Source organism: Peribacillus sp. TH16 (genome assembly GCF_016651095.1).
GTDB classification, from domain to species: domain Bacteria; phylum Bacillota; class Bacilli; order Bacillales; family DSM-1321; genus Peribacillus; species Peribacillus butanolivorans.
Map to the genome: position 1 here is coordinate 222052 of NZ_JAEKEM010000009.1, position 22084 is coordinate 244135.

At 37.0% G+C, this 22084-nt stretch carries 14 protein-coding genes and 4 pseudogenes; 3 read left to right on the forward strand and 15 right to left on the reverse strand.

Annotated elements, in window-relative coordinates; all coding sequences use genetic code 11:
• The first annotated feature begins 604 nt into the window (after positions 1-604).
• On the forward strand, positions 605-1312 hold the full coding sequence (locus tag JFV29_RS15145) for a DNA alkylation repair protein (protein ID WP_201184961.1): 708 nt from the start codon (positions 605-607) through the stop codon (positions 1310-1312).
• A gap of 169 nt (positions 1313-1481) precedes the next feature.
• Here JFV29_RS15145 and JFV29_RS15150 read toward each other — a convergent pair.
• A pseudogene (locus JFV29_RS15150) lies at positions 1482-2594 on the reverse strand (IS110 family transposase).
• 499 nt (positions 2595-3093) lie between these two features.
• Between JFV29_RS15150 and JFV29_RS31415 the strand changes: the two are divergent.
• A pseudogene (locus JFV29_RS31415) lies at positions 3094-3177 on the forward strand (leucine-rich repeat domain-containing protein); the annotation flags it as partial.
• Positions 3178-3322: 145 nt separating this feature from the next.
• Here JFV29_RS31415 and JFV29_RS15155 read toward each other — a convergent pair.
• On the reverse strand, positions 3323-4636 hold the full coding sequence (locus JFV29_RS15155; protein ID WP_201184963.1) for a haloacid dehalogenase-like hydrolase: 1314 nt from the start codon (positions 4634-4636) through the stop codon (positions 3323-3325).
• Positions 4637-5418: 782 nt separating this feature from the next.
• On the opposite strand from JFV29_RS15155, the pseudogene JFV29_RS31735 reads away from it, so the two are divergent.
• A pseudogene (locus JFV29_RS31735) lies at positions 5419-5832 on the forward strand (IS110 family transposase); the annotation flags it as partial.
• A gap of 339 nt (positions 5833-6171) precedes the next feature.
• Here JFV29_RS31735 and JFV29_RS15165 read toward each other — a convergent pair.
• The 13 genes and pseudogenes from JFV29_RS15165 to agaS all read right to left on the reverse strand — a co-directional run bounded on the left by JFV29_RS15165 (position 6172) and on the right by agaS (position 22071).
• The gene (locus JFV29_RS15165) at positions 6172-10611 is read right to left on the reverse strand and encodes a discoidin domain-containing protein (RefSeq protein ID WP_242486891.1); all 4440 of its coding nucleotides are present in this window, start codon (positions 10609-10611) and stop codon (positions 6172-6174) included.
• Positions 10612-10768: 157 nt separating this feature from the next.
• Positions 10769-11023, reverse strand: coding sequence for an HPr family phosphocarrier protein (locus tag JFV29_RS15170; protein ID WP_201187860.1), 255 nt, complete (start codon positions 11021-11023; stop codon positions 10769-10771).
• Between the two features lie 401 nt (positions 11024-11424).
• Positions 11425-12294, reverse strand: coding sequence for a class II fructose-bisphosphate aldolase (locus JFV29_RS15175; RefSeq protein ID WP_201184967.1), 870 nt, complete (start codon positions 12292-12294; stop codon positions 11425-11427).
• A gap of 260 nt (positions 12295-12554) precedes the next feature.
• Complete coding sequence (locus JFV29_RS15180) at positions 12555-13493, reverse strand: hexose kinase (RefSeq protein ID WP_201184970.1); 939 nt, start codon at positions 13491-13493, stop codon at positions 12555-12557.
• Positions 13494-13767: 274 nt separating this feature from the next.
• Positions 13768-14916 carry an N-acetylglucosamine-6-phosphate deacetylase gene (gene nagA, locus JFV29_RS15185; RefSeq protein WP_201184972.1) on the reverse strand — a complete coding sequence of 383 codons (1149 nt, stop codon included), beginning with the start codon at positions 14914-14916 and terminating at the stop codon, positions 13768-13770.
• Between the two features lie 25 nt (positions 14917-14941).
• Entirely contained in the window at positions 14942-15358 is a 417-nt protein-coding gene (locus JFV29_RS15190; protein WP_201184974.1) for a PTS sugar transporter subunit IIA, read from the reverse strand.
• Between the two features lie 46 nt (positions 15359-15404).
• A complete protein-coding gene (locus JFV29_RS15195) occupies positions 15405-16220 on the reverse strand; it encodes a PTS system mannose/fructose/sorbose family transporter subunit IID (RefSeq protein ID WP_201184976.1) in 816 nt (271 codons plus the stop codon).
• Positions 16210-16986 (reverse strand): PTS N-acetylgalactosamine transporter subunit IIC, encoded by a 777-nt coding sequence (agaW, locus tag JFV29_RS15200; RefSeq protein WP_201184978.1) that lies wholly within the window; start codon positions 16984-16986, stop codon positions 16210-16212. The genes JFV29_RS15195 and agaW overlap by 11 nt, the downstream gene beginning before the upstream one ends.
• 193 nt (positions 16987-17179) lie before the next feature.
• Positions 17180-17659, reverse strand: a complete 480-nt coding sequence (gene agaV, locus JFV29_RS15205; RefSeq protein ID WP_201184981.1) for a PTS N-acetylgalactosamine transporter subunit IIB — start codon at positions 17657-17659, stop codon at positions 17180-17182.
• Positions 17660-18231: 572 nt separating this feature from the next.
• Positions 18232-18459, reverse strand: a complete 228-nt coding sequence (locus JFV29_RS15210; RefSeq protein WP_201184983.1) for a hypothetical protein — start codon at positions 18457-18459, stop codon at positions 18232-18234.
• Between the two features lie 154 nt (positions 18460-18613).
• Complete coding sequence (gene lacD / locus JFV29_RS15215) at positions 18614-19603, reverse strand: tagatose-bisphosphate aldolase (RefSeq protein ID WP_201184986.1); 990 nt, start codon at positions 19601-19603, stop codon at positions 18614-18616.
• A 13-nt stretch (positions 19604-19616) separates the two neighbouring features.
• Positions 19617-20543, reverse strand: a pseudogene (locus JFV29_RS15220) (hexose kinase).
• 361 nt (positions 20544-20904) lie between these two features.
• Complete coding sequence (agaS, locus tag JFV29_RS15225) at positions 20905-22071, reverse strand: SIS domain-containing protein (RefSeq protein ID WP_201184988.1); 1167 nt, start codon at positions 22069-22071, stop codon at positions 20905-20907.
• Positions 22072-22084: the final 13 nt, after the last annotated feature.

The window sequence follows — 22084 nt, forward strand, 5'->3', positions numbered from 1 at the left end:
ACTAATAAATTTCTCCTTTTCTGCATCCTACTAATATTTCCTTTTAAAAATAAATTTCCATACATGTTTAAGAGTATCGCCTCCTTATTAAGAAATAGTAACCCACAAACTTAAATAACTGTTTTATAATGTTATACACTTATTTTTGTGTAAATTAAGAATTTTTAGTTAATAAACAGCTGAATTTTTATCCTATTTTAATCACTTCAAAAGCAAATTAGTATTTATAAATAATTTCCATGCGCTTCTAAATCGGTAAAAAGCTCGTTTAACTGTTTTGTAGTTTGTCCCCAACGGTCAAGTTACATGGAAAAGCCCTCGAATTCTATGAAATTCATGGGCTTTTTGATTTCCTCTAATCTGTATTATGTGAACAAATGATCTCTTTTAGGTTTGCTTCATCCAAAAATCCTTGATATAAGGATAAATCTTTATAATCGAGTTTGAACTCACCAACATCCCATGTGTTTCCACTTACACTCTGCACATGTAGAGACTTTGGTTTTGCTGACAAATGTAAAGATTTGTTATAGGCTAATAGAGATGGATTTGAGGGTCTTAAATCTAGGGGGAAAAATCTCCAAAAGAAGGAAGTGCTAAAACGATGAATTTACAAATGGTTATGCAGGAGCTTGAAGTTCTCGGCAAGGAACGAACCAAGAAAATTTACGAATCCAATGGCGCGCACGAGCCGCTTTTTGGCGTGGCTACAGGCGCTATGAAACCGATCGCCAAGAAGATCAAAAAAAATCAACCTTTGGCTGAGCAGCTTTACGCCACAGGGAACTACGACGCAATGTACTTTGCAGGCATAATTGCAGATCCAAAAACAATGGCTGAGGCGGATTTTGAGCGTTGGATGGATGCGGCATATTTTTATATGCTGTCCGATTATGTGGTCGCAGTAACTTTAGCTGAAACAGATATTGCACAAGACGTTGCCGATAAATGGATCGCAAGCGGTGAAGAGCTGAGAATGTCAGCGGGCTGGAGTTGCTACTGCTGGCTTTTGGGAAATCGCCCGGACGGTGAATTTTCCGAAAGCAAGGTTTCCAATATGCTTGAAAATGTGGAAAATACGATTCACGATTCTCCAGAACGAACTAAATACGCTATGAATAATTTTATATACACAGTGGGGATTTCATATTTGCCGCTCCATGATAAGGCGGTCGAGACCGCAAAGGCAGTAGGCCCAGTAGAAGTCAAACGGGACAAGAAAAAAAGCAGTTTCCTACTCGCTTCCGAAAGTATTCAAAAGGAAGTAGATAAAGGGCAGCTTGGTTTCAAACGCAAAAATGTAAGATGTTAAATAATAGCCTTGCATCGCGAACTATCTTCAATTATCGGGCGCTTTAATAGAAGAAGGATCACAGAAATGATCAAACTTTTTTATTAAGCTACTTCTATTATTTTTGACCATGCCAAATATCCCTCCAAAAATTTTGGAAGGATTTTTCTCTGTTTCACAAAACCATTAATTAGGATAAATCTAGGAACGTTTCTTTTCTCTTTAATAAAGCGTAAATCCAATGAAGCAACTTATTAATACAGGCAACGATTGACACTTTGGCAGGTTTTCCTTCTGATTTTTTCTTATCATAGAATTCTTTAAGCTTTTTGTTCCTTGAACTTCTTATGCCGCATAGTACGGCAAGATACAGAGAATGACGTAGTCTGCTCGAACCTCTTTTAGTCATACGATTAATGGTTGCCGAGATAATCGTGGCTTCGATTTTTTCTCCTATACCGGGAATCGATTGGATGATCTTATATTTTTCCATTTCATTTGCCAGGGCCACTATACGATCTTCCAAATCAGAAAGGTGTCCCTGGTAATGAAAAAGCAACTCAATATACATACGAAGATTGATTACGTGACTTTCATATACGATTTTTTGAAATGGATTTCTATATGCGGAATCCATTATTTTTTTGCTTTTCCCCATGCCCATTCACCTGATCGGCTAGAACAGAACTCTATAACACTCTCCGCTAGCCTACTTTCTCCGGCTGTTAATACCGCCTCTGAAGTGGGATATTCCTTTAACATCAATAAAGAAACCTTCGAATATGGATCCCCAAAAATCTTCCGGTATTCAGGAAACACCTGATCTAAAATGGTGTGAAACTGAAGTCTAGCTTTCGCATACATATTCGTTACGATTTCCTGTTCCTGTTGTCTTGACAAATTCCGCAGATCTAAAAGCTTAATTCCTCTAATTTTATGAGGTTCAAAATCCTCTTTATAATACAGCACACACAACTGATACACATCGATTGCTTCTGTGTTTACCTTTCGTAAACTGGTCTTCTTTGCCTGATAAGAAATAATCGGATTTAGTAAGATATATAGAATCCCTTGTTTCTCCAAGTATTGAATAACAGGAGTATGGTAATGCCCTGTAGATTCTAAAATGACCATAGGCATCTGCCCTGTCACCTCTTCAATCTCTTTTAAAAAGTCTAAAAAATGATCTAATTCCTCTTTGATGCTTCATTGAAAAGCTCTTCCCATACGGTTTAGATTGATCTAAAAATGCCTGAACTTGACTCTCTCCCTTTGCCACATCCAGACCAACAACTGGATTCATTGTTTTTTCCTCCTCTACTTACTAACTTACTTACTTACTTACTTACTTACTTACTTACTTACTTACTTACCAGTACCCCTAGTCCTCCATGTAGTGTCATAGCCTCGCTTGTTATACGAGATCTACGTCCCAACCAGCCTCAAACATGTTTCTACAAATAGGGGGCGGACAGTTTAGTTCACGGGATCAAGTCCCATGCACCCGTACGTCCAACCCTGGCTACTGATATAATAGATTTTATAAGGTCAACCAGTAATTTTTACTGGTCGACCTTATAATACGAACGCACCCGTTAGCATTCCTGTAGATCGTTAAATATCAGGTTTAAAAAAAATAGAGCCCCCCCACATTCTCCACCAATATTAATATCCAGTTTTGTTTGTAAGTCTTATTCCATTAAATGGCCCTTAAATGTCAAAATGAGCGCTATCCTTCTTGCAGGAAAGCGCCCTTTTCTTGAATTTCAATTACTTTTATATAAATACTTTTGTTTGCTACCGAATTTGATTTAATTCTTCAATATATAAAACCCAAAATACTTTATGTTTACGAAATGAGAGTAGAAGATTTATCTTCATTTAAAATGGCTTAATGGGAATAGGGTGCATGATTTACACTGATTTTGGTTATGTTTTGGTAACTTGAATGTATAAAAGCGAGTCTAAGATGTCATCATCAATCTTTATTTTATACTCCGAGTGTGAGTGAATCTCCTGGGACGAATCTTTTTATGGATTCGCCAACAATTTTTCTTCATTTGACCCAAGCTTGATCGTGTATTCAGTCGGTATCCATAAGCCTGTATTCTCATTTCTTCCTTGGAGAACATATTTCGGGTTGTTTTTGCCCATCCGTTCTGTAGCTTTTTTCGCAAGCTTGCCGATATCACCTGTTTTGAGGCGGTTGATAATTAAACCGAGTTTCAAACTCTTAATTGTCAGCATTTCATAATCTGTGCTGCTGTCTCCCGCTACGAATATCGGACCGTATCCGCCCCGCGTTTTGGAGATGGCGTGTTCGATCACTTCCACCTTACCTTCTCGAGCAGTGATCGGCCAATTGTCTTCATATTCTGCTTGAGTAATTCCTTCCTTCTTTTTTAATCTCATCCCAAAGACATTTTCCTTAGGAAGGTTATAGCCATATTTTGGATTTGACGAAAATACCTCCACCACCTCTTCCATCGAAGCCGAAATAACATAAACGTCAATCCCATTCTCCATAAAAGTATGCATTAAGTTCGCGATTTCCGAGGCCAGACGCAGTCCTGTTGTATAGGTAACTTGAACAGTACCGGCTTTTCCTAACATGGCCCCAGGACTTATAAGCGTCACCGATGCCATTTCCGCCCCTAAATTATAATCATTTGAAGCCTCTGCAAGCTGCTGAACTTCTTCGGTCGACATGTTGGCAAATAAATAAAGCACCCATGGATATCCGATTTCAACACCGTATGTTTCCCCAATGGCTTCATACAGAAAGTACATTTTCGCTTTAAAATCTTTAAATTGATCAGTTGAATGAAGCGTTTCTAACCGCTCTTTTCCATTCATCCCATTATAGTTGGAATAAAGAAATTCGTAATCGCGCTTCAGATCCTCGGCAATTTCCTTGAGAGTGACCGCATCTCCTTGAAGGTTTTTAAACTCGTGTGAAAAGGGTCCATTTGGCACATTCTTTTTGATCACTTCATAAAACTCATGCGGTTGCATGTTATATGCCAAGTGATCGATTTGATAAAGAAAGAGGGCCTCCTCCGTATCATTCATGATGCTCGTATGATCCCAATCAAAAACAACATAAGGTTTTCGCTTTGGATCGTATCCTGTACTTCCAGCACCATGCTTATCAATTAGGTTTTGAACAGACTTATAGGTGTCAGGAGCCCATTTCCCTTTATCCAACACTTGAATACAATGGCCCTCCCTTTTTTGCGGAGTCGAAACTGCTTTTCCGCTTGCAGCCGCTCCTAAGGAAGCATACAAAAACAAGCAAATAACGATCATGCCAAATAAAGCTTTTAATTTGGTTCTATTATTCATATTATCCCCCCTGAAAAATGCAAAAGACGCCTGCCCAATAGCTCGTTATTAGCTATTGAAACAGGCGCCATTGCCGATTCATTCTTTTATGCGTAAATATTATCAAGAATTTTCAAAATAGTCAAATATTTATTCGTGGTTCTTTTCTTAACAATTGTAACTTTATAAAAAAGATTGATCATTTCTGTGATCCTTATTCAATTAAGCGCCCGTTTTGCTCAAAAATCACAAAAGAGCTACATTAATAAGATTTTTAAAATTATGGACGATAAAGTAATATTTAGCTGAATTATCCAAAGAAAAAATTTTATATATTTCACTCTATTTCTTTAATTAAATAAAAAAATATCACCTAAACAGTGGGATGATTATAAACAATTTAGATTAACTCATATAGTTTCCCTAAATGCCCTTGCCCTGGCTGGGAACACTATTATTTCAGAAAACTATAACTTTTCGTCTAATCAATTGAACACTACTAAAATTTCTAAGAATTTAAGTATATACAAAACATCGATTGGTCAAGTGAAGGAAGTTTAAAATATTTGAAAGTAGTAAGTGGTTCTAAACTCTTAGCGGAGGATTTATACTGATTCTATGGCTGGGTGAGGAAGGTCGATGAACTATGGTGCCATTAGAGCCCATCCGTTAGTCTGACTCCAACGACCTCGGTGCATCACAGACTGTCGCTCCCTTACGGGAAGCACTCATGGTAGATTAATTCTATTCTTTCTGGTTTTTGCACCAGCCTCTAATTTTTCGCCATAGGAAGGATGGTTTAAATGGAAGTTATCAGTGAACGAGTATGCGGAATGGATGTGCATAAAAACAACATTACCGCCTGCATTATGACCCCTGAAGGAAAGGAGATTCAAACATTTTCTACAAAAACGGTGTTTTTAATTCAACTGATGGATTGGATTTAATCACATGGTTGCACTAACGTCGCTATGGAAAGCACAGGTGTGTTTTGGAAGCCTATCGTGAACTTAATTGAGGCTGAAGAAATTTAATTTTTAGTTGTTAAACCACAACATATGAAAGCAGTCCCTAGTCGAAAAACAGATGCCAGGATGCTGAGTGGATTGCTCAACTTCTTCCGTCATGGGTTGTTGAAGGCAAGCTTTATCCCTGATAGAAATCAGCGAGAATTGCGTGAGCTTGTTCGGTATCGCAGAAGTATTATTAAAGATCGGCTAGTTTTTTTTCAAATGTAGAATATTTTACGTTTTTTTTGGACGGTGTGTGGAGGGCTGGGGATCCGAGAATTGCGGATACATAAGATCAGTTTAGAGGGTTAGAAATTGCCGGATATATCGGTATTATGCTTGCTGGAGCGTTTCCACTGGCCGAAAGTGTAATTAGTGTATTTGACTTTGCATACTAACTAATTAATTAAAAATAGCCACCCCCTTAAAGCTTAGAGAAGTGGCTGGTACACATTATTATTTATTTAATATCTTTTATCTGATTCATTTTAGGTGCCGCTCTTTGCTTATTGCCTCGGTCTCTTTTATTTTGCAATTCTAATGCCATTATTCCACATAAGCACTATTCTTAGCTGTAAATTGAACTTCAGCAACAGATAGCATAAGAGGACCGCTATGTGATTCCTCAAAAACAATACCTACCTTTGTAAGCTTAGTACCTTTTGGGATTTGTGTCTTAGCTTCAGCGATATTGAATGTTATAGATTTATCCTCTTTAGTAACCTCTTTAGTACCTAAATCATAAACTTTTCCAGCTTCATCATATGCTTTGGCACTTAACTTCTTGATTTTACCATTAGTGTATTGTGGACGGTTAAAAACTTCAAATCTAGTAATTTCTTGTGATTTATTAAAGTTAAACTCCACATTTAAAGGTAGTGAAATTCCATCTTCAGATGTTATGCTCCATTTCAATTCGGCCAATGAACCCTCGCTTAGATCTCCATCTATAAGCTTGTCAAAAGCCGCAGCTCCCCCTTGCATTTTTTCTGCTTCTCCTGTAACAGTCAGATCCCTTTTCGTTAATAATAATTCCTTTGGCTCTTCAGGTTGGTCTATCTCACCTGGTTCTTCACCTGAATTTAATACTTCTCCAATTTTATCAATTGTGTCAAAATCTGTATTAACCAGCAATGATCTTGTTATTGGCATATCAAAATCAATATCTTTCTTAGCCTTGAGCCTTATGGTGGCTAATGTATTTTTACCCTCTAATGTTTGTTGAGATCCTTTGTTGGAAAATGCCGCCATAATCCGTTGTTCAGTATTTCCTATACCTGCAAGTATAGAGTAATTTAACATACCCTTAGTTACATTGGTTGGTTGAACAATACTTGAATCACATTTACCATCTGGTTGACATTCTTTAACCAATTCATACTTATTCGGATCTAACTTCAACTCTAAATTAAAGGCATTGATATCCTTTAATCCTACTCCAATTATTTCTACTAAAAATTCTTCTCCTGCCTTTAACTGTTGTTTATTAGGTCTAATATCTAGTAAACCAGCAGTTGGCCTACCTGTTGCTTTAAGTGGTGTTTTTCCTAATTGTCCTGCTACATACATTAAATCATAAGCATCAATTACCCCATTGTAATTAATATCAACCTTTGATACCTGATCCCATGCTGTATCTGTGTTATCAACACCCATGTAGCTAGCAAAGAATAGTAAATCTTCATCATCAATTGCACCATTTGGTATATTTTCTCCCACAACAGTTCCTACTGTTTTATCTTTTTTATATGGTCTAAATTCTTGAGCAGAACCAAATCTTCCTACAGCATCAGTAATTGTCAACTTAATGTATCTAGCTGTCACGTTATCGTTAAAGGAAATGGTTTTAACATCTTTATTTCTTTCGAATGTTCCATTAGTGATAATATTTTTGTAAGTTTTACCATCTAAACTGACATCTAAATTATATTTTAAGATGGTTCCATTTCCAGCATCAGGTCTTGGAAGATACTCTAACTTATCTAATTGATAAGCTAACTTCATATCAATTTCAAAGGTATGAGGTAATACATTCCCATCTGACCATTTAGTATGCCATAAAGTATTATCATCACCATCTACAGCTTTAGATCCTTCGCTGCCTGGTTGTTCACTACTTGCTTTTGCTGTCATATTCTTAGGAACGTTTCTATATCGATCAAGCTTTGTTCTAACTTTAACTTCATCACTCCAGGATGATACTCCCTTTGAGTTTGCTGCTCTAACTTTGTAGGAATATTCTGTATCGGCTGTTAATCCTGAATGAACATAGAAAGGTACTTGTTCATTATCGGTTGCCTTAAACACATTTGTATAAATTACACCATTAATCAATAAATCATAAGTATTCTTACCATCAACTTTATCCCAATTTAATTTGATACTTTTATCCGTAATATTTGCATCTTTTGCTCCCAGGCCTGTTGGAACATTTGGTACTGCTTCATCTACTACATCCTTAACTTGGGTATTATTGAAACCATCTACCATTAATTTAATAGTATTTGCTGTAACATCCGTTTTCCCAACCTTAACATAGAGCTTAGGTGATGCAGTAACCTTAGTTTTTTCAAATTCTGAACCCGCTGTAGAATATTTATTTAAGTTTGGATTTTCATTAAAGAAATAAACATTATTAGAATTTTTGTATTCCTTTTCAGTTGTGACCTTTCTTAATACAACATCTTTGCCTCCAACCTTAATAGAAACTTTCTTTGGATTTTTACGTGTATTTACTATAAATTCTGTACCTCTTTTCTTAACCATGCCATTGTAGCCTTTTCCTTTTGCCTTCCCTACTGTTATAACAACTCTTTCACTTTTAACATCTGAAGTAATCTTGGTTTTAGTGTTTTTATCCTTTTTATATTCATTGGTTTTCCCATCATCTTCATATAATGTGAATTTCGACTTACCCGATGGGTACACGTCAAATACTCTATTTTCAGATCCATCTAATTGATTAATAGAATTGTTTTCAGGTGCCATTGGAATAATAGCTCCAGCCTTAACAAATACAGGGGTCTTCCATAATGGGGCACTAAAATTATTAATAACTGAACCACCCTTATACTGGTCACCTGTAAAATAATCGATCCAAACTTGATTTTCATCAGGAAGGTAAATTCCGTTTCTTACACCTGCTGTATGATCATTTTCATTATATACTGGTGCCACTAATAAATTAGGTCCCCACATATATTGATATTGTGTTTCTGTACCATACGTATATGGGTCATTAGGATATTCTAACATCATCCCTCTAATCATAGGCATTGATTTTGATGTTGATTCTTCTGCAATTGTATAAATATACGGCATCATTTGAGCTTTCAATTTTAGATACATTCTATTAATGGATGCATAGGGTTCTCCATAATTCCAAGGATTTTTCGATTTACTATAATCGTTACCTGAAGATGCCCATCCATCCATATCTATTTGAATAGGAGTGAATGCCTTCCATTGGTAATCACGTGTCTGAATGACCTTATCTCCTCCAAATATACCATCCATATCTGAACCAACATTTGGATTTCCTGATAAGCCTGCTCCAATGTAAGTTGGGATATGCATTCTTATATATTCCCAATCTCCGCCATATTGGTCACCAGACCACAATGACGCATAACGTTGCGTGCCTGCCCATCCATCAAGAGAAATGACGAAAGGACGTGCTCCTTGAGAGTTTTCTGCTTTTTGTATTCCTTCTGCTGCTTGACGTGTTGCATTTAAAGCCATTGAATAACCTTGTCCAACCCATGCAACATCAGTCTTTATTGCTCTTACACCAGCTTGAACTTCTCCGTCAAGGTCTCTGCGTAAAGGGCTATCCTCTGGTAAACTAGGATCTGGATATAGATTACTTTGTGTCCATAAGCCTACCTCAACATCTTTCGTATTAGCTTCATCGACAAAACTCTTTAAATTGTCTAATCCTCCATAACCGCACCCATACCCATCATTTGGTAAAAACCAACCTAGAGGCATATCATTATTGCCGTATTCATTTAAGCTTTTTAGTCCATTATTTAGTAGTGTTCTTTGGTCCTTATGACCATTATGAGTTCCATTATAGCAATCAGCCTTTCCTAAATAAAACCCATATTTCGGCATAAGAGCAGCTTTACCGGTTAATTCGGTATATTCACCAATGATCTCTGGAATTGAATCTTCTACAAAATAATAAGCATCAAATCTTTTTTCATTATGAGAAAAGGTAGCTGTCTTAGAGAAATTATAGACTCCTGGCTTAAATGTATTACGCATCACACCATAGCCTTCTGTACTTAAATAAAATGGAATTGGACTAGAAGCAGCACCTGCATCCCAACCACCACCAATCGCAATATTTATTGAAGTATTTCTATGCGAATAGTATCCGTTTTGTTGTCCGCCACCATAAAAATATTCATTCTCTTTTGTATCTAGAGTTTGCAATGTTTTTTCATTATTATATTTAAGTGGCACTTTTTCACTCCAAAGTACCTTGGATTTAGTTTTATCATATAAGCTCATCTTTGAAGTAGCTTTTTCAATTCTTAGCTCTACAGATTTTGTAGAAATCTTATAAAAATTAGCATCGCTTTTATTAACCTTTACATTTATTTTTCCGTATTTTTTATTGTAATCGCTCTCATTTTTGTCAATTATCTTTGTGACGTGATCAGGTTTATTAGGAGTCGGATATTCTGGAAAATCACCTGATGGGTCCAAGTGTAATCTAAATAGGTTATCCTTAAGGAAACTAATTTTTATTTTTTCACCTGTTGAAAAATCAAGATATACATTATTTCCGTCTTTTATGATTTTAGTTACTATGCCAATTTCTTTAAACGTTTCATTAGCAACAGCCGAATTATTTACACTATTATCCTCCAAGGCTTTACCAGTTAAAGGAACTACTGTTAACCATAGGATGACTAATACAAACAAGCTTGTAAGCTTTTTAAGATTATTAGAAATCTTTTTCTTTCTTTTTAACAAAATACTACACCTCCAAAAAATATTAATTATTCCCTTAAGCATTATTTTGCTTTTTTGCGACAAAACACTACTAAACTCTTTTCATAATACCCCTCCCTTCAAAAAATGTGATGCAACAATTTCCTAGATTGTCGGTGTACTTCGATTGTGTTTGCCTTTATTCCCCAAGCCCTTCTGTTTGCATTACTTGATTTACACATTTCAACACTTCCTCTTCATCGTCACCTTTAGCAATTACTTTTACTTGTGCACCTTCTGGAATGCCAAGTGACATAACACCCATAATTGATTTTAAGTTAACTTGTTTGTCTTTATACTCAATGAAAACTTCTGATGTAACTGCTTTAACCGCCCCCACTAATACTGTCCCAGGTCGAGCGTGGATACCTGAGTGACTTGTGAATATATAGATTTTTCAACCATAAGTAATCCTCCATTCTTATTAACATCTTTTTACCATTACGAAATCAATATTCTTTTTCTTATGGTCCAACATGTTCTAATCAGCTTCTCTTCTAAACGAGAAGAATGAAATTAATGGACCGATTTTTAATAACTAATCGATGACCCAACAAAGTTGGGGTTATCGAAACAGTTCTGGTGAAAAACTTGAAACTCTATCAAGAAACAACTAAAACTATCACCTAAATTCCGAACATTATATTAACATTAACCCTAATGGTAGTAATTACGAATAAAAGATCCCTTTTTATTAGTTAAGCTTCATGTTGGTATTTCTATTTTGATTATTTTTGCTCCAGAACCACCAATTATAAGTAAGTTAAGTTGTATTACGGAAATTAAGACTTTAGCTCATACAAACGATGGTACAACCTTCCCTTCGCTGCCTACCATTCTAATTTTAGATTTAGCCATCTCTTTGGCAGCCTCTTTTGCTTTTTGTAAGTAAGCACGTGGGTCAAGACTTTCCGACTCATCCTCAAAATGCTTACGAATTGCTTCTGAGTAGGCATTTTTCAATTCTGTTGATACGTTGACTTTCGCCATACCTAGAGATACACAGCGATATACGTCTTCGTCAGGAATCGCAGAGCCACCGTGTAGAACGAGTGGAACGTCTACAAGTTGCGCAATCTGGGCAATTCTCTCAAAATCAATCTCTGGCTTGCCCTTGTAAATACCATGTGCAGTGCCAATTGCTGGTGCAAGTGTTAGTACACCTGTCAATTCAACAAATTGTTTACATTCTTCTGGTACGGCTTTTTGAGCATCTTCCTCCGCTACCACGATATCGTCCTCTACGCCTCCTACTTTGCCAAGTTCAGCTTCAACATTAACGCCAAGTGACTTAGCGAGATTCATCACTTCTTTTGTTTTTTCGACGTTTTCTTCAAACGGATACATAGATGCATCAATCATGACCGATGTATAGCCAGCTTGAATGGCTTCTTTAATCACTTCAAAGTCCGTGCAATGGTCAAGATGCAAACCAGTTGGAATATGGTAGTGTTCGGAAGCAGCTTTCGCGACCTGAACAATGTTTTTAGCACCGAGTGATTTAACCGTACTAACCGTTGTTTGTAAAATAACAGGTGATTTTAGTTCAGCAGCAGCTTCTAGCACCCAAAAGATGCTATCAAATGAGTGAACATTGAACGCGACAATACCGTGCATATCTTGTTTTGCTTTCTCAAGCATTGGTGTCGTTGATATAAGTGTCATTATTAGTTTTCCTCCTAAATTGTGATTGCATTTTCATAAGTACAGCAATGGATTCCTTAGTTTTTGCATCGAGTAGTTCTTGTCGCTTGTTATCTTTTGACGTAAAATCTATGTTTAGGAACTTACTGGTAATTGAATACGTGTATTTTCTTACTCTAAGAGTGTTAAACTTACAAATACCCTTCATCTAACATTTCAGTAAAACCCTTAACCCTACTATTAAAGGAATCGACATTATTTATATAATTTAGTAGTGATCATCAATATAATAATATTTCTTCTACATGTATCTGCTCGATACACCAATTAATGTTTTCAGGATTAATATGTCCGGTGTTTTCTTCTAGTGCATTCAGTACTCCCATTGCTAGTCCAAATTTTATTAAATCTTCACCTTTGAGCTTACGGGATAGCCCAGCTGCGAAACCCGCAATTACGGAGTCCCCCGATCCAACTGGATTTACTGCTTTAACTTTAGGTATTTGCACACGATAAACATTTGCATTACTCTTGATCATTGCCCCGTCTACACCTAACGTGACAACAATCCATGGCACACCTTCAAACATAGGTGACTTTAGAGCTTCAATAATTTGATCCTCATTTTCAAATTTTCCACCTAGTAAATCGGCTAATTCTTCCTGATTTGGTTTAATTAAGAAAGGTTTATTTTTACTATTTAATGCATTTTCAAGCAACTCACCCTTTGTATCAAGTAAAACTAATGTGCTATTTGCCCCGGCAATTTTAAGCAAATCATCATAAAAATCATTAGGCAAACCTATCGGCAAACTTCCGGAAATTGTAATAATTTCAACCTGCTGAACATAGGAAGTAAAACTTTCTAAAAAGGAAGTAGCTTCTTCATTCTTAATTTCAGGGCCACCTTCCAAGATTTCTGTTTGATTACCTTCATGAATTACAGCAATACAGTTACGAGTGTCGCCAGTAACCCCTACAAAAAAGTCTTGGATCCCAAGCATAGAAATTTCATTTCGTATAAAATCCCCCAAATTCCCGCCTAAAAACCCAGTTGCAGCAACTTCTTCCTCAAGCTGATGTAATACCCTAGTAACATTTAGCCCCTTTCCACCTGCTGTTTTCGAAACATCATTAACTCGGTTAACTGTATCAAGTGAAAATTTATCAAGTTTATAACTAATGTCCACAGAAGGATTCATTGTAACCGTCAAAATCACTTATATCACCCCCTAATAGGTTTTTAGTAATGATATTGAATGTTAAACGAAAAAGGCCAGAGTGATCTTATTTCAATTGCATCTTCAATGACAGTTTGAATGGTTTCTAAGTTATAATGTTAAAGGCCGGTACAGCATAACCTTCCTTTCTAACTTTACTCCCACGATACTTTCTCATCATATGAAAATAGATTTTAGCTTTCTAGTTTTACAGGAAAATGAATATCACTATTATCCTAAATTTCTATCGGACGTTTATATACGTCACATCACTTCAATCTCTTCTATACCTAACTTCACCATTAACAGCTGTGGCTTGGACAATTAACTCCTCATCCAGGACTACGTAATCAGCTATTTTTCCACTTGATATGCTACCAAACTTCGTATCTTTTCCTATGCTTGCTGCTGGTGATAATGAGGCACTGTGCCATATTTTATACAATGGTTTATTGCTCCAACCTTGTAAATTCTTTACTCCATCAATAAGTTTCAGAGTACTACCTGCTAATGACCCTGTTTCTGTTCGGGCCATACCATCCTTCATTACAACAGTGAATTCTCCTAGTTGATATTCTCCATTGGGCATTAACCCTGCACGCATGCAGTCCGTAATTAGTACAAGCTTGTCCCCTTTAACACGTAATGCCAATGTTGCAATGTCTGGATGTACATGAAAGCCATCACAAATTAATTCCGAAAATGTGCGTGTATCCATTAATGCCGCACCCACCGCACCTGGGTTACGATGATGTAATCCTGACATACCGTTAAATAAATGAACAAAGTTTTGGGCACCCGCAGTAATTGCACTCTTACAGCATTCATAACTTGCTTCAGTATGTGCGATGGTGACAAATACACCATCTTTACTAACTTTCTCAATAAAATTTAAAGTGTTTTCTCGTTCAGGAGCTAGAGCAATTTTTATAATTTGCCCCTCCGAAAGCGATTGCCATTCTCGGAACTCTGAATAATCTGGATCTCGAAAATAAATAGGATTCTGTGCTCCTTTATGTTGTTCAGAAAAGTAGGGGCCTTCCAAAAAAATACCTTCTGATTGTGCGCCAGGTAGTCCTTGTCTGACCGCTTCTGTTATCGCGAAAATAGTTTGATCCAAATCTGTTTTAGACGATGTCAATGTTGTTGGTAAAAAACGCGTAACACCAAGTTGTAAGATTGCTTTCGAGATTTCATGAACTGCTTCCGTAGTTCCGTCCATTATGTCATATCCTTTAATTCCATGAATATGGGTGTCAAATAAACCAGGGGCAATTATATGTCCACTCCAATCAACCACTAAGGAACCTAATGGAATAGTCTCGGCAAATTCGCCGAATATTCCATTAATTATTTTCAAATATCCACCCGATTTTTCTTCATTTTCAAGTAAAAATCGATTTGCTTTTATATAGTATTCCATCTAGTATACGCTTCCTTTTTTCCACTTATATTCCAGCCACATCTTCTTCTGTTTGTTTTTGTTTTAATATAAATTCCTTAATATTTTCCCTACCATCTTTTAACATTTTATCGATAAACGTATCAAGACTGAGTTCTCGTTGAAATAAAGCACTTAACAACATTGGGGCATTTGTTCCACCTATCACTCGAACATTTTCTTTACCCGAAGCAATCTTGGAGCACACATTAAATGGTGTTCCACCCGCTAAGTCGGTAAAACATACAACACCTGCTCCTGTTTCAACATTGTCGATCGCTTTTACGACAATTTGCTTTAATTTTTCTACATCTTCTTCAAACGGAATAACCTCAACTTGCTTTATATCTCCTGCAATTAACTTAACTGACTCAAGCATACCAGTTGGAAAAGAACCGTGTCCTGTTATCACAATTCCAATCATTTACCTCATCCTCTCGCATCAACGATTTCTGTTTTTGTTATGAAATTTATAAAATATTAAAGAATGATCCAATCAAACCGACTACTACAGTTAGGCCAATCAACATTAAAGGTGAACGACCTTTTTTAAGTAACCAATACATTAATAACGTATATGCTAACGGAAGCATTGCTGGCATAATTTGGTCTAATACACCTGTTTGTATGTTTAATTTTGCCTCTCCAGATTTCCAAACATAATCAACTTTAAACGATACATATGTTGCAATTAATCCACCAACTACTGTTAAACCTACGATAGATGCAGCGCGGGATACAAATTTTGTACCTTCTTTTAACTTTGCAATTGCATTAACACCTGTTTTATATCCATACTTCATTAATCCAAACCGGACACCAAAGTGAATAATATTAAATGCGATTAAAAATACGAATGGTCCAAGGGGATTCCCCTCTACTGCTAATGAAGCACCAATACCCGCTGTAATCGGTAGTAAAGTAAGGTAAAACATTGCATCCCCAATACCACCAAGAGGGCCCATCATTGCAACACGAATTCCACGAATAGCCTCTCTATCTTCTTTCTTTTGTTCCATAGCTAAAATTACACCCATAATAAATGTTACTAAAAACGGATGGGTATTAAAGAATTCCATATGGTCTTTCATTGATTTACTTAAATCTTTTTTATTTTTATGAATGTGACGTAGACCTGGCAAAATGGAGTAAAGCCATCCAGCCGATTGCATACGTTCATAGTTAAAAGAAGCCTGCAATAGTAGAGAGCGCCATGCTAGGGTTCGTAATTGTTTCGGTTGTAAATCTGGGGCTTCAGTTACTTCTTCATATTGATTAGATGCCATCGGTAATCTCCTCCTCGCCAGGCTGATATTTATTTGGACCTTGTTTTTCTTTATTTTGGTAAAAATCATACAATGCGATTGCCAAACCGATTAATGCAATTGCCAGAATAGGCATTTTTAAATAAGCAGCTACTACAAATCCGATAATAAAGAACATGATATATTCGACTTTCATCATAATTTTCAATAACATTGCAAACCCAATCGCTGGCATTATGCCCCCAGCAATGGACAAACCACCAATAATCCATTGTGGTATTGTTTCAACAAATCCTGCTGCTTTTTCTGCCCCAAAGAAAATTGGTAAAAACGCAATTACAGCATAAAATGTAAACAGAATCGCCAAGCCTAAATAATTTATTCGCTCAATACCTTTATAATTTCCTTCAAGTGCAAATTGATCGGCTTTGTGCATCATTGGTGCAAATGCTGTAAAAAATAAAGTGATTAACCCTTGTACTGCTACAGCAAAAGGAATTGCTACCCCAACTGCAACGGTAGGATCCTGACCAGCAATAATACCAAATGCGGTTCCAATTACTCCACCAATAACAACGTTAGGAGGTTGTGCACCAGCAAGTGGCACCATCCCCATCCAAATTAACTCCAAAGTTCCCCCAACCATTAATCCAGTCTGGACGTCCCCTAAAATAAGACCAACTACAAGCCCCGTAACTACCGGACGGTGAATATGTGTCAACCCATTAAATAGATCGACACCGATAATCCCAGCCCATAAAGCAATTAATAATGCTTCAATTAACATAGGTTTACTCTCCCTTGTAAAAATATAGGTGATTTAATGTTATCCACGATGTTCTTGGTGGCACTAGAAAAGACGGGACCTCGCTAGAGATTGAAGGATCTTTGCTAAATTTATTGCTGATCCTACACATACCTAAAAATGCGGACATCCCGTTGTTCACACACCAGACTTTTCTACTTTAATCCAATTATTTTTAAAATAAATCTAATATATTCTGTCCCTTTTCGCTTGGTACTCTTCTTAAATCTAACTTCACACCTAGTTCGTCCAGACGTTTAAATGCAGCCATATCTTTTTCATCAACAGATACAGTAGATGAAATCTGTTTTTTTCCTTCTTCATAATGCATGTTTCCAATATTCAACTGATCGATTGGCACTCCACCTTCTTTTAGTGCCAATGCATCATGCACATCTTTTACAACTAAGAATATTTTTTGACGAGGAGACGCTTTATGAATGACGTCAATCGTTTTTTGTATTGAAAAATAGCGTGATTGAATAACATCAGGCAATACCATATCCATTAAATTTTGTTGAACTTCATCTGTGGATACCTTGTCATTCGCAACGACAATTAAGTTTGCCCCCAAATGGTTGACCCATGTAACCCCCACTTGTCCATGTATTAAACGATTATCAATTCTGGTTAATAAAATATTTGGAGCTGACATAAAAATTCTTCCTTTCATAAATGAAATTTTTTTCTGACATTTTAAGATTTGAATTTCAACTTGGATTTAAAGTACGAATATTCCATTATTTAAAGTCATGAATTGTTACACCCTTAACAACATGATTTATCCGACCATTTGGACTTGGATTATCTGGAGTAACACCGAGTTGAATTGACTTTTTCATAGCCAGCGCTTAAGCGAAAATAATATTAACAGCACAATGTGAAAATCACAAAGTTTACTGAAACCTGATTGTTCTGCAGCTAATTCTCTTAATCTATCAATCTTGTGACATAAATAATTCATTTACAATTGATATCGGACCATTACGAAAACCTAGTGATGAATCATGAATCGTGACAACTTGACTTGCAGATAGTTCAAGCATCTTCAATGCTGCTTCGTATGAAAGCTGCCCTAGTATTCCTGAAAGACAAATTCTAAAATTGCCTCAATACTCCCTGTTATAGAATCGACTAACCACTCAGCATTACAAATAATCCCCCCTCTTATTCGAAAGCGCTTCCATACCAAATAAAGAAAAGGCAGTCAATGAACTCATAGATATACTAGGTTGCAGACGCCGGATTCTGTTGAGGTTTTTCATAAAAAAACTGATTAACTGATGAAGGAATAGCGGCCAGAAAGTTCACAATTTTGCTTGAATAAATTTCTTTTTCATCAAAATAATCTTCTATAATCCCTGAGCACGCATGTTCAATCATTTCCTCCAGTAACTCAGGGATTTCACGGTAAGCACCCCCTCCCCCGGCAGCTTCCACTTCGTAAAAATACATGCAGGACGATAGGATTTGATTGAGGGCATTGAATCTTACCTCTCAATTAGCTGAGTGACAACCGCTTGATTCATTAATTGTTGAACCAGTTGATGAATCGCTTTTTTTACCTCTAATTCCTGTCTTCATTAAAAGACACAGCGCTTAAATTGAATTATTTTTTTACTTTCTCGAACCAGGAACTGGCTGTCTCTTTCAATACTACATTCAGTTCTTCAATATTTCTTTTACCTGTATCTTGTAACCAGGCACGTCCTGCTTGTTCTCCATTTATAGCAAATGATGCCACACCATCTTTCCAGGTTGCCCGGCCACATAACACACCGTTAAAGGTAGAACCGGATTCTTTGGCAAATTTCAATGTTTCTTGGAATAGTTTTGCACTTACCCCTGCACTTAAGAAGATAAACGGCAGTTCTGTTGCTTCACTCTGTTCTTTGAAAAGAAATGCAGCTTCTTCTTTACTGTAAACAATTTCGCCTTCCGCATAACCTTCCACAAAGTACATATCTACCGGAACTTCAACTTTCAACACATCAACTTGATATTGAGGTTTGGAGAACTCCTTCATGGCCCTGATCACTTTATTCGGTTTCACTTTTGCGTACTCTTTACTTTTCACATCATTATTTCCAGCATCATAAGAGACTATTTCCAAGAAAAATGGAATATCTTCAGCCGCACACTCGGATCCAACCCGTTCCATATAGACATGCTTATAGTTATTGATTTTCTCTTCTTCATCTACATCATAATAAAGTAAGAATTTGATAGCATCAGCGCCGGCTTCCTTCAAACGTTTTACTGAACATTCCGGTAATAAATCAGGCAACCGGCCCACTTCTGACGCATCGTAACCGGTTTTTTCATAGGCCACTAATAAACCTGCGTTCTTGTCGCGGACCTTTGCTGCCGGTAAACCATATTCTGGGTCCAATAGAATAGCAGTTGCAAGCGGTGTTAATTCCTCAGAAACCAATTCTTTGAAACGGATGATACCTTCATCTCCCACTTGATTTGCATCCCCAGACGCAATCATTTTTTTCAATGAGCCACGTTGATCAATGGCTAATGCTCCAATCACGCCATTTTCATCCGATAAACGTTTAAGAGCTTCTAATTTATTTTTGGTGAGATCTAACATTTGCATTCTCCTATCAATCTATTTTTTCAACTTTTACTAAATCAAAGTACTGTTTAAATTTGTTTATATTAATAAAACCGGTTACGGCTTCCATGGTATTTAACATTCCTGTGGTCATAGCCGTTTTCAGTACAGACTCCACCGTTTGATTTCGGTTCAGTGCCACAGCTAACCCAGCAACGTTCGCATCTCCGGACCCTACAGGATTGACCACATCTATTTTTGGAATCGTAACCTGATAATAATCGTCCCAATGCCTGACAAAGGCGCCTTTATCACCCATGGACACGACAACCCCTTTAAAAATCTCATGGTTTAACATTTGTTTCAAATCGATGATTCCAGCCTCAGCTTCGAAGCCCAACAGCTGAGACAATTCCGCAGTATTCGGCTTGATGGCAAATGGTTTTTTCTCATGTATCAAGACTTGTTATAACGATTCCCCTGACGAATCAACTATCACGGGCTTTCCCTTATTACGACTGATTTCAACCATTTTACGGTAATAGTGAGTTGGTAACCCTTTCGGTAAAATTCCTGAAATCGTAACAAGTGAAGCGGTTGTAAGCAGGCATTCGAATTTTTCTAAAAAAGCTGTCCCTTCTTCTTTGGATAACGTCGGTCCAGATTCTAAAATCTCTGTTTGCATTCCCTCATGAATAATAGCAATACAATTTCTTGATTCATTTTTGATTTTCAAAAAGTCATTGGGAATATTACTTTTATTTAATTCCTGAACAATGTAATCACCAATCGTTCCGCCTAACACACCTGTCGACAAGACCTCTTCTTCCATCTGTGCGATCACTCGGGCAACATTCAAGCCTTTTCCACCAGCCCTTTTTCGTACCGTTTCTACCCGGTTGACATCGTCAAACTTGAATCGATCAACCGGATAAGAAATATCGGCCGATGGGTTCATTGTTACAGCTAAAATCATCGAAATACTCTTTCTGGTTGTGTTTAGGTTTGATAACGACAAACACCATTCATGTAAGTCGCGATTAAATCAGCTCAGGATTAAACACAATATAGTCAGCAATTTTTCCCACATTCATTATCGAACTGAACACTCTTAGCAAGTGCAGTACATGCCATATAAATGGTTTCTGCGGCAGTGGCAATACCTCATTGCTGATCCATCGGGTCTATTTTCTTAATAAATATCGAATTCTCCATCTTTAATTTCCAGAAAACCAGGAACTACCACCTTCAAGAAAAACTTATCTGCGAAAATAAATGTTGACATGCTTCTTTCCCTTTATTCTATAAAACTACTTAAGCGTTCAAGTACATTCTATTTACTCATATTCGTATACGGTTACGCCTTTAACTACACGATTAACCGTTCCGGTCGGTGAAGGTGTATCCGGTTTATTACCGACTTTTACGGAAGCTAGTAGTGAGACAGTTTGCCCAATCATGACAAAAGGTAATGCCAGGTAAGCATCCGGTACGGATTGAGCATCTCTGCCGAATAAAAACGTGTTCCCAACAAATCTGGTTTTGCCTTCGACTTCAATGGCACAAATGTAGTTGGCAATGTTATCTCGCTGCAATTCATTTAACATATCCATATCATATTGACGTGTATAAGGATGATTGGAAACAAAAACAAAAACCAACGCCTTTTCATTGACAAATGATTTAGGACCGTGTCGGAATCCCAATGGCGAATCAAATGCGGTAACAATTTTACCAGCTGTTAGCTCTAATACCTTTAACTGCGATTCTCTAGCTAAGCCTTCTAAACTTCCTGAGCCCAGATAAATGATCCGTTCAAAATCACGATCGATGATTTTTTGGATATCCTTTTCTCTACGAATAACACTTTCACCCATTTGGCGAATCGTTTGGACAATTGGCCCTTTTTCCTCCAATGGAAGCGGATCAAAAACGAGTAATGTTGTTAGCGCCATGCATGAGTAGCTTCCGGTCATAGCAAATCCTTGATCATTGGCTCTTTCGGGCATCAATAACAAAAGATTGTGTTCATCACCTTTTGCCCTTATCGCTAACTCGCCATCATTTGCACAAGTAATCGTTAACTGGTAGAAGTTCGTTACGATTTGTTCAGCTAATTTTACGGCAGCCACACTTTCGGGGCTATTGCCACTTCGAGCAAATGAAACCAACAAGGTTGGGAAATTTGCTTTTAAAAATTCATAGGGGTTAGACACCAAATGGGTAGTCGGTACACTCAGCAATTCCCACTTTTTTTCATCCACTTTTCCTTTTAAATAAGGTGTGACCGTATCACCGACATAGGCAGAAGTTCCAGCACCTGTAAAAATGACACGAATTCGTTCATGTTGCTCAGCCAGTTTTTGCAAAAATGCTTGAATCTCTACGTGTTTCTTTGTATACAATGAATAGGTTTCATCCCATAAAACAGGTTGTTGCTTGATTTCCTCTGTTGTAATCGATGCACCTAACGATACTAATTTTTCTTTATCAAGTGTAAACATCTCCGACACTCCT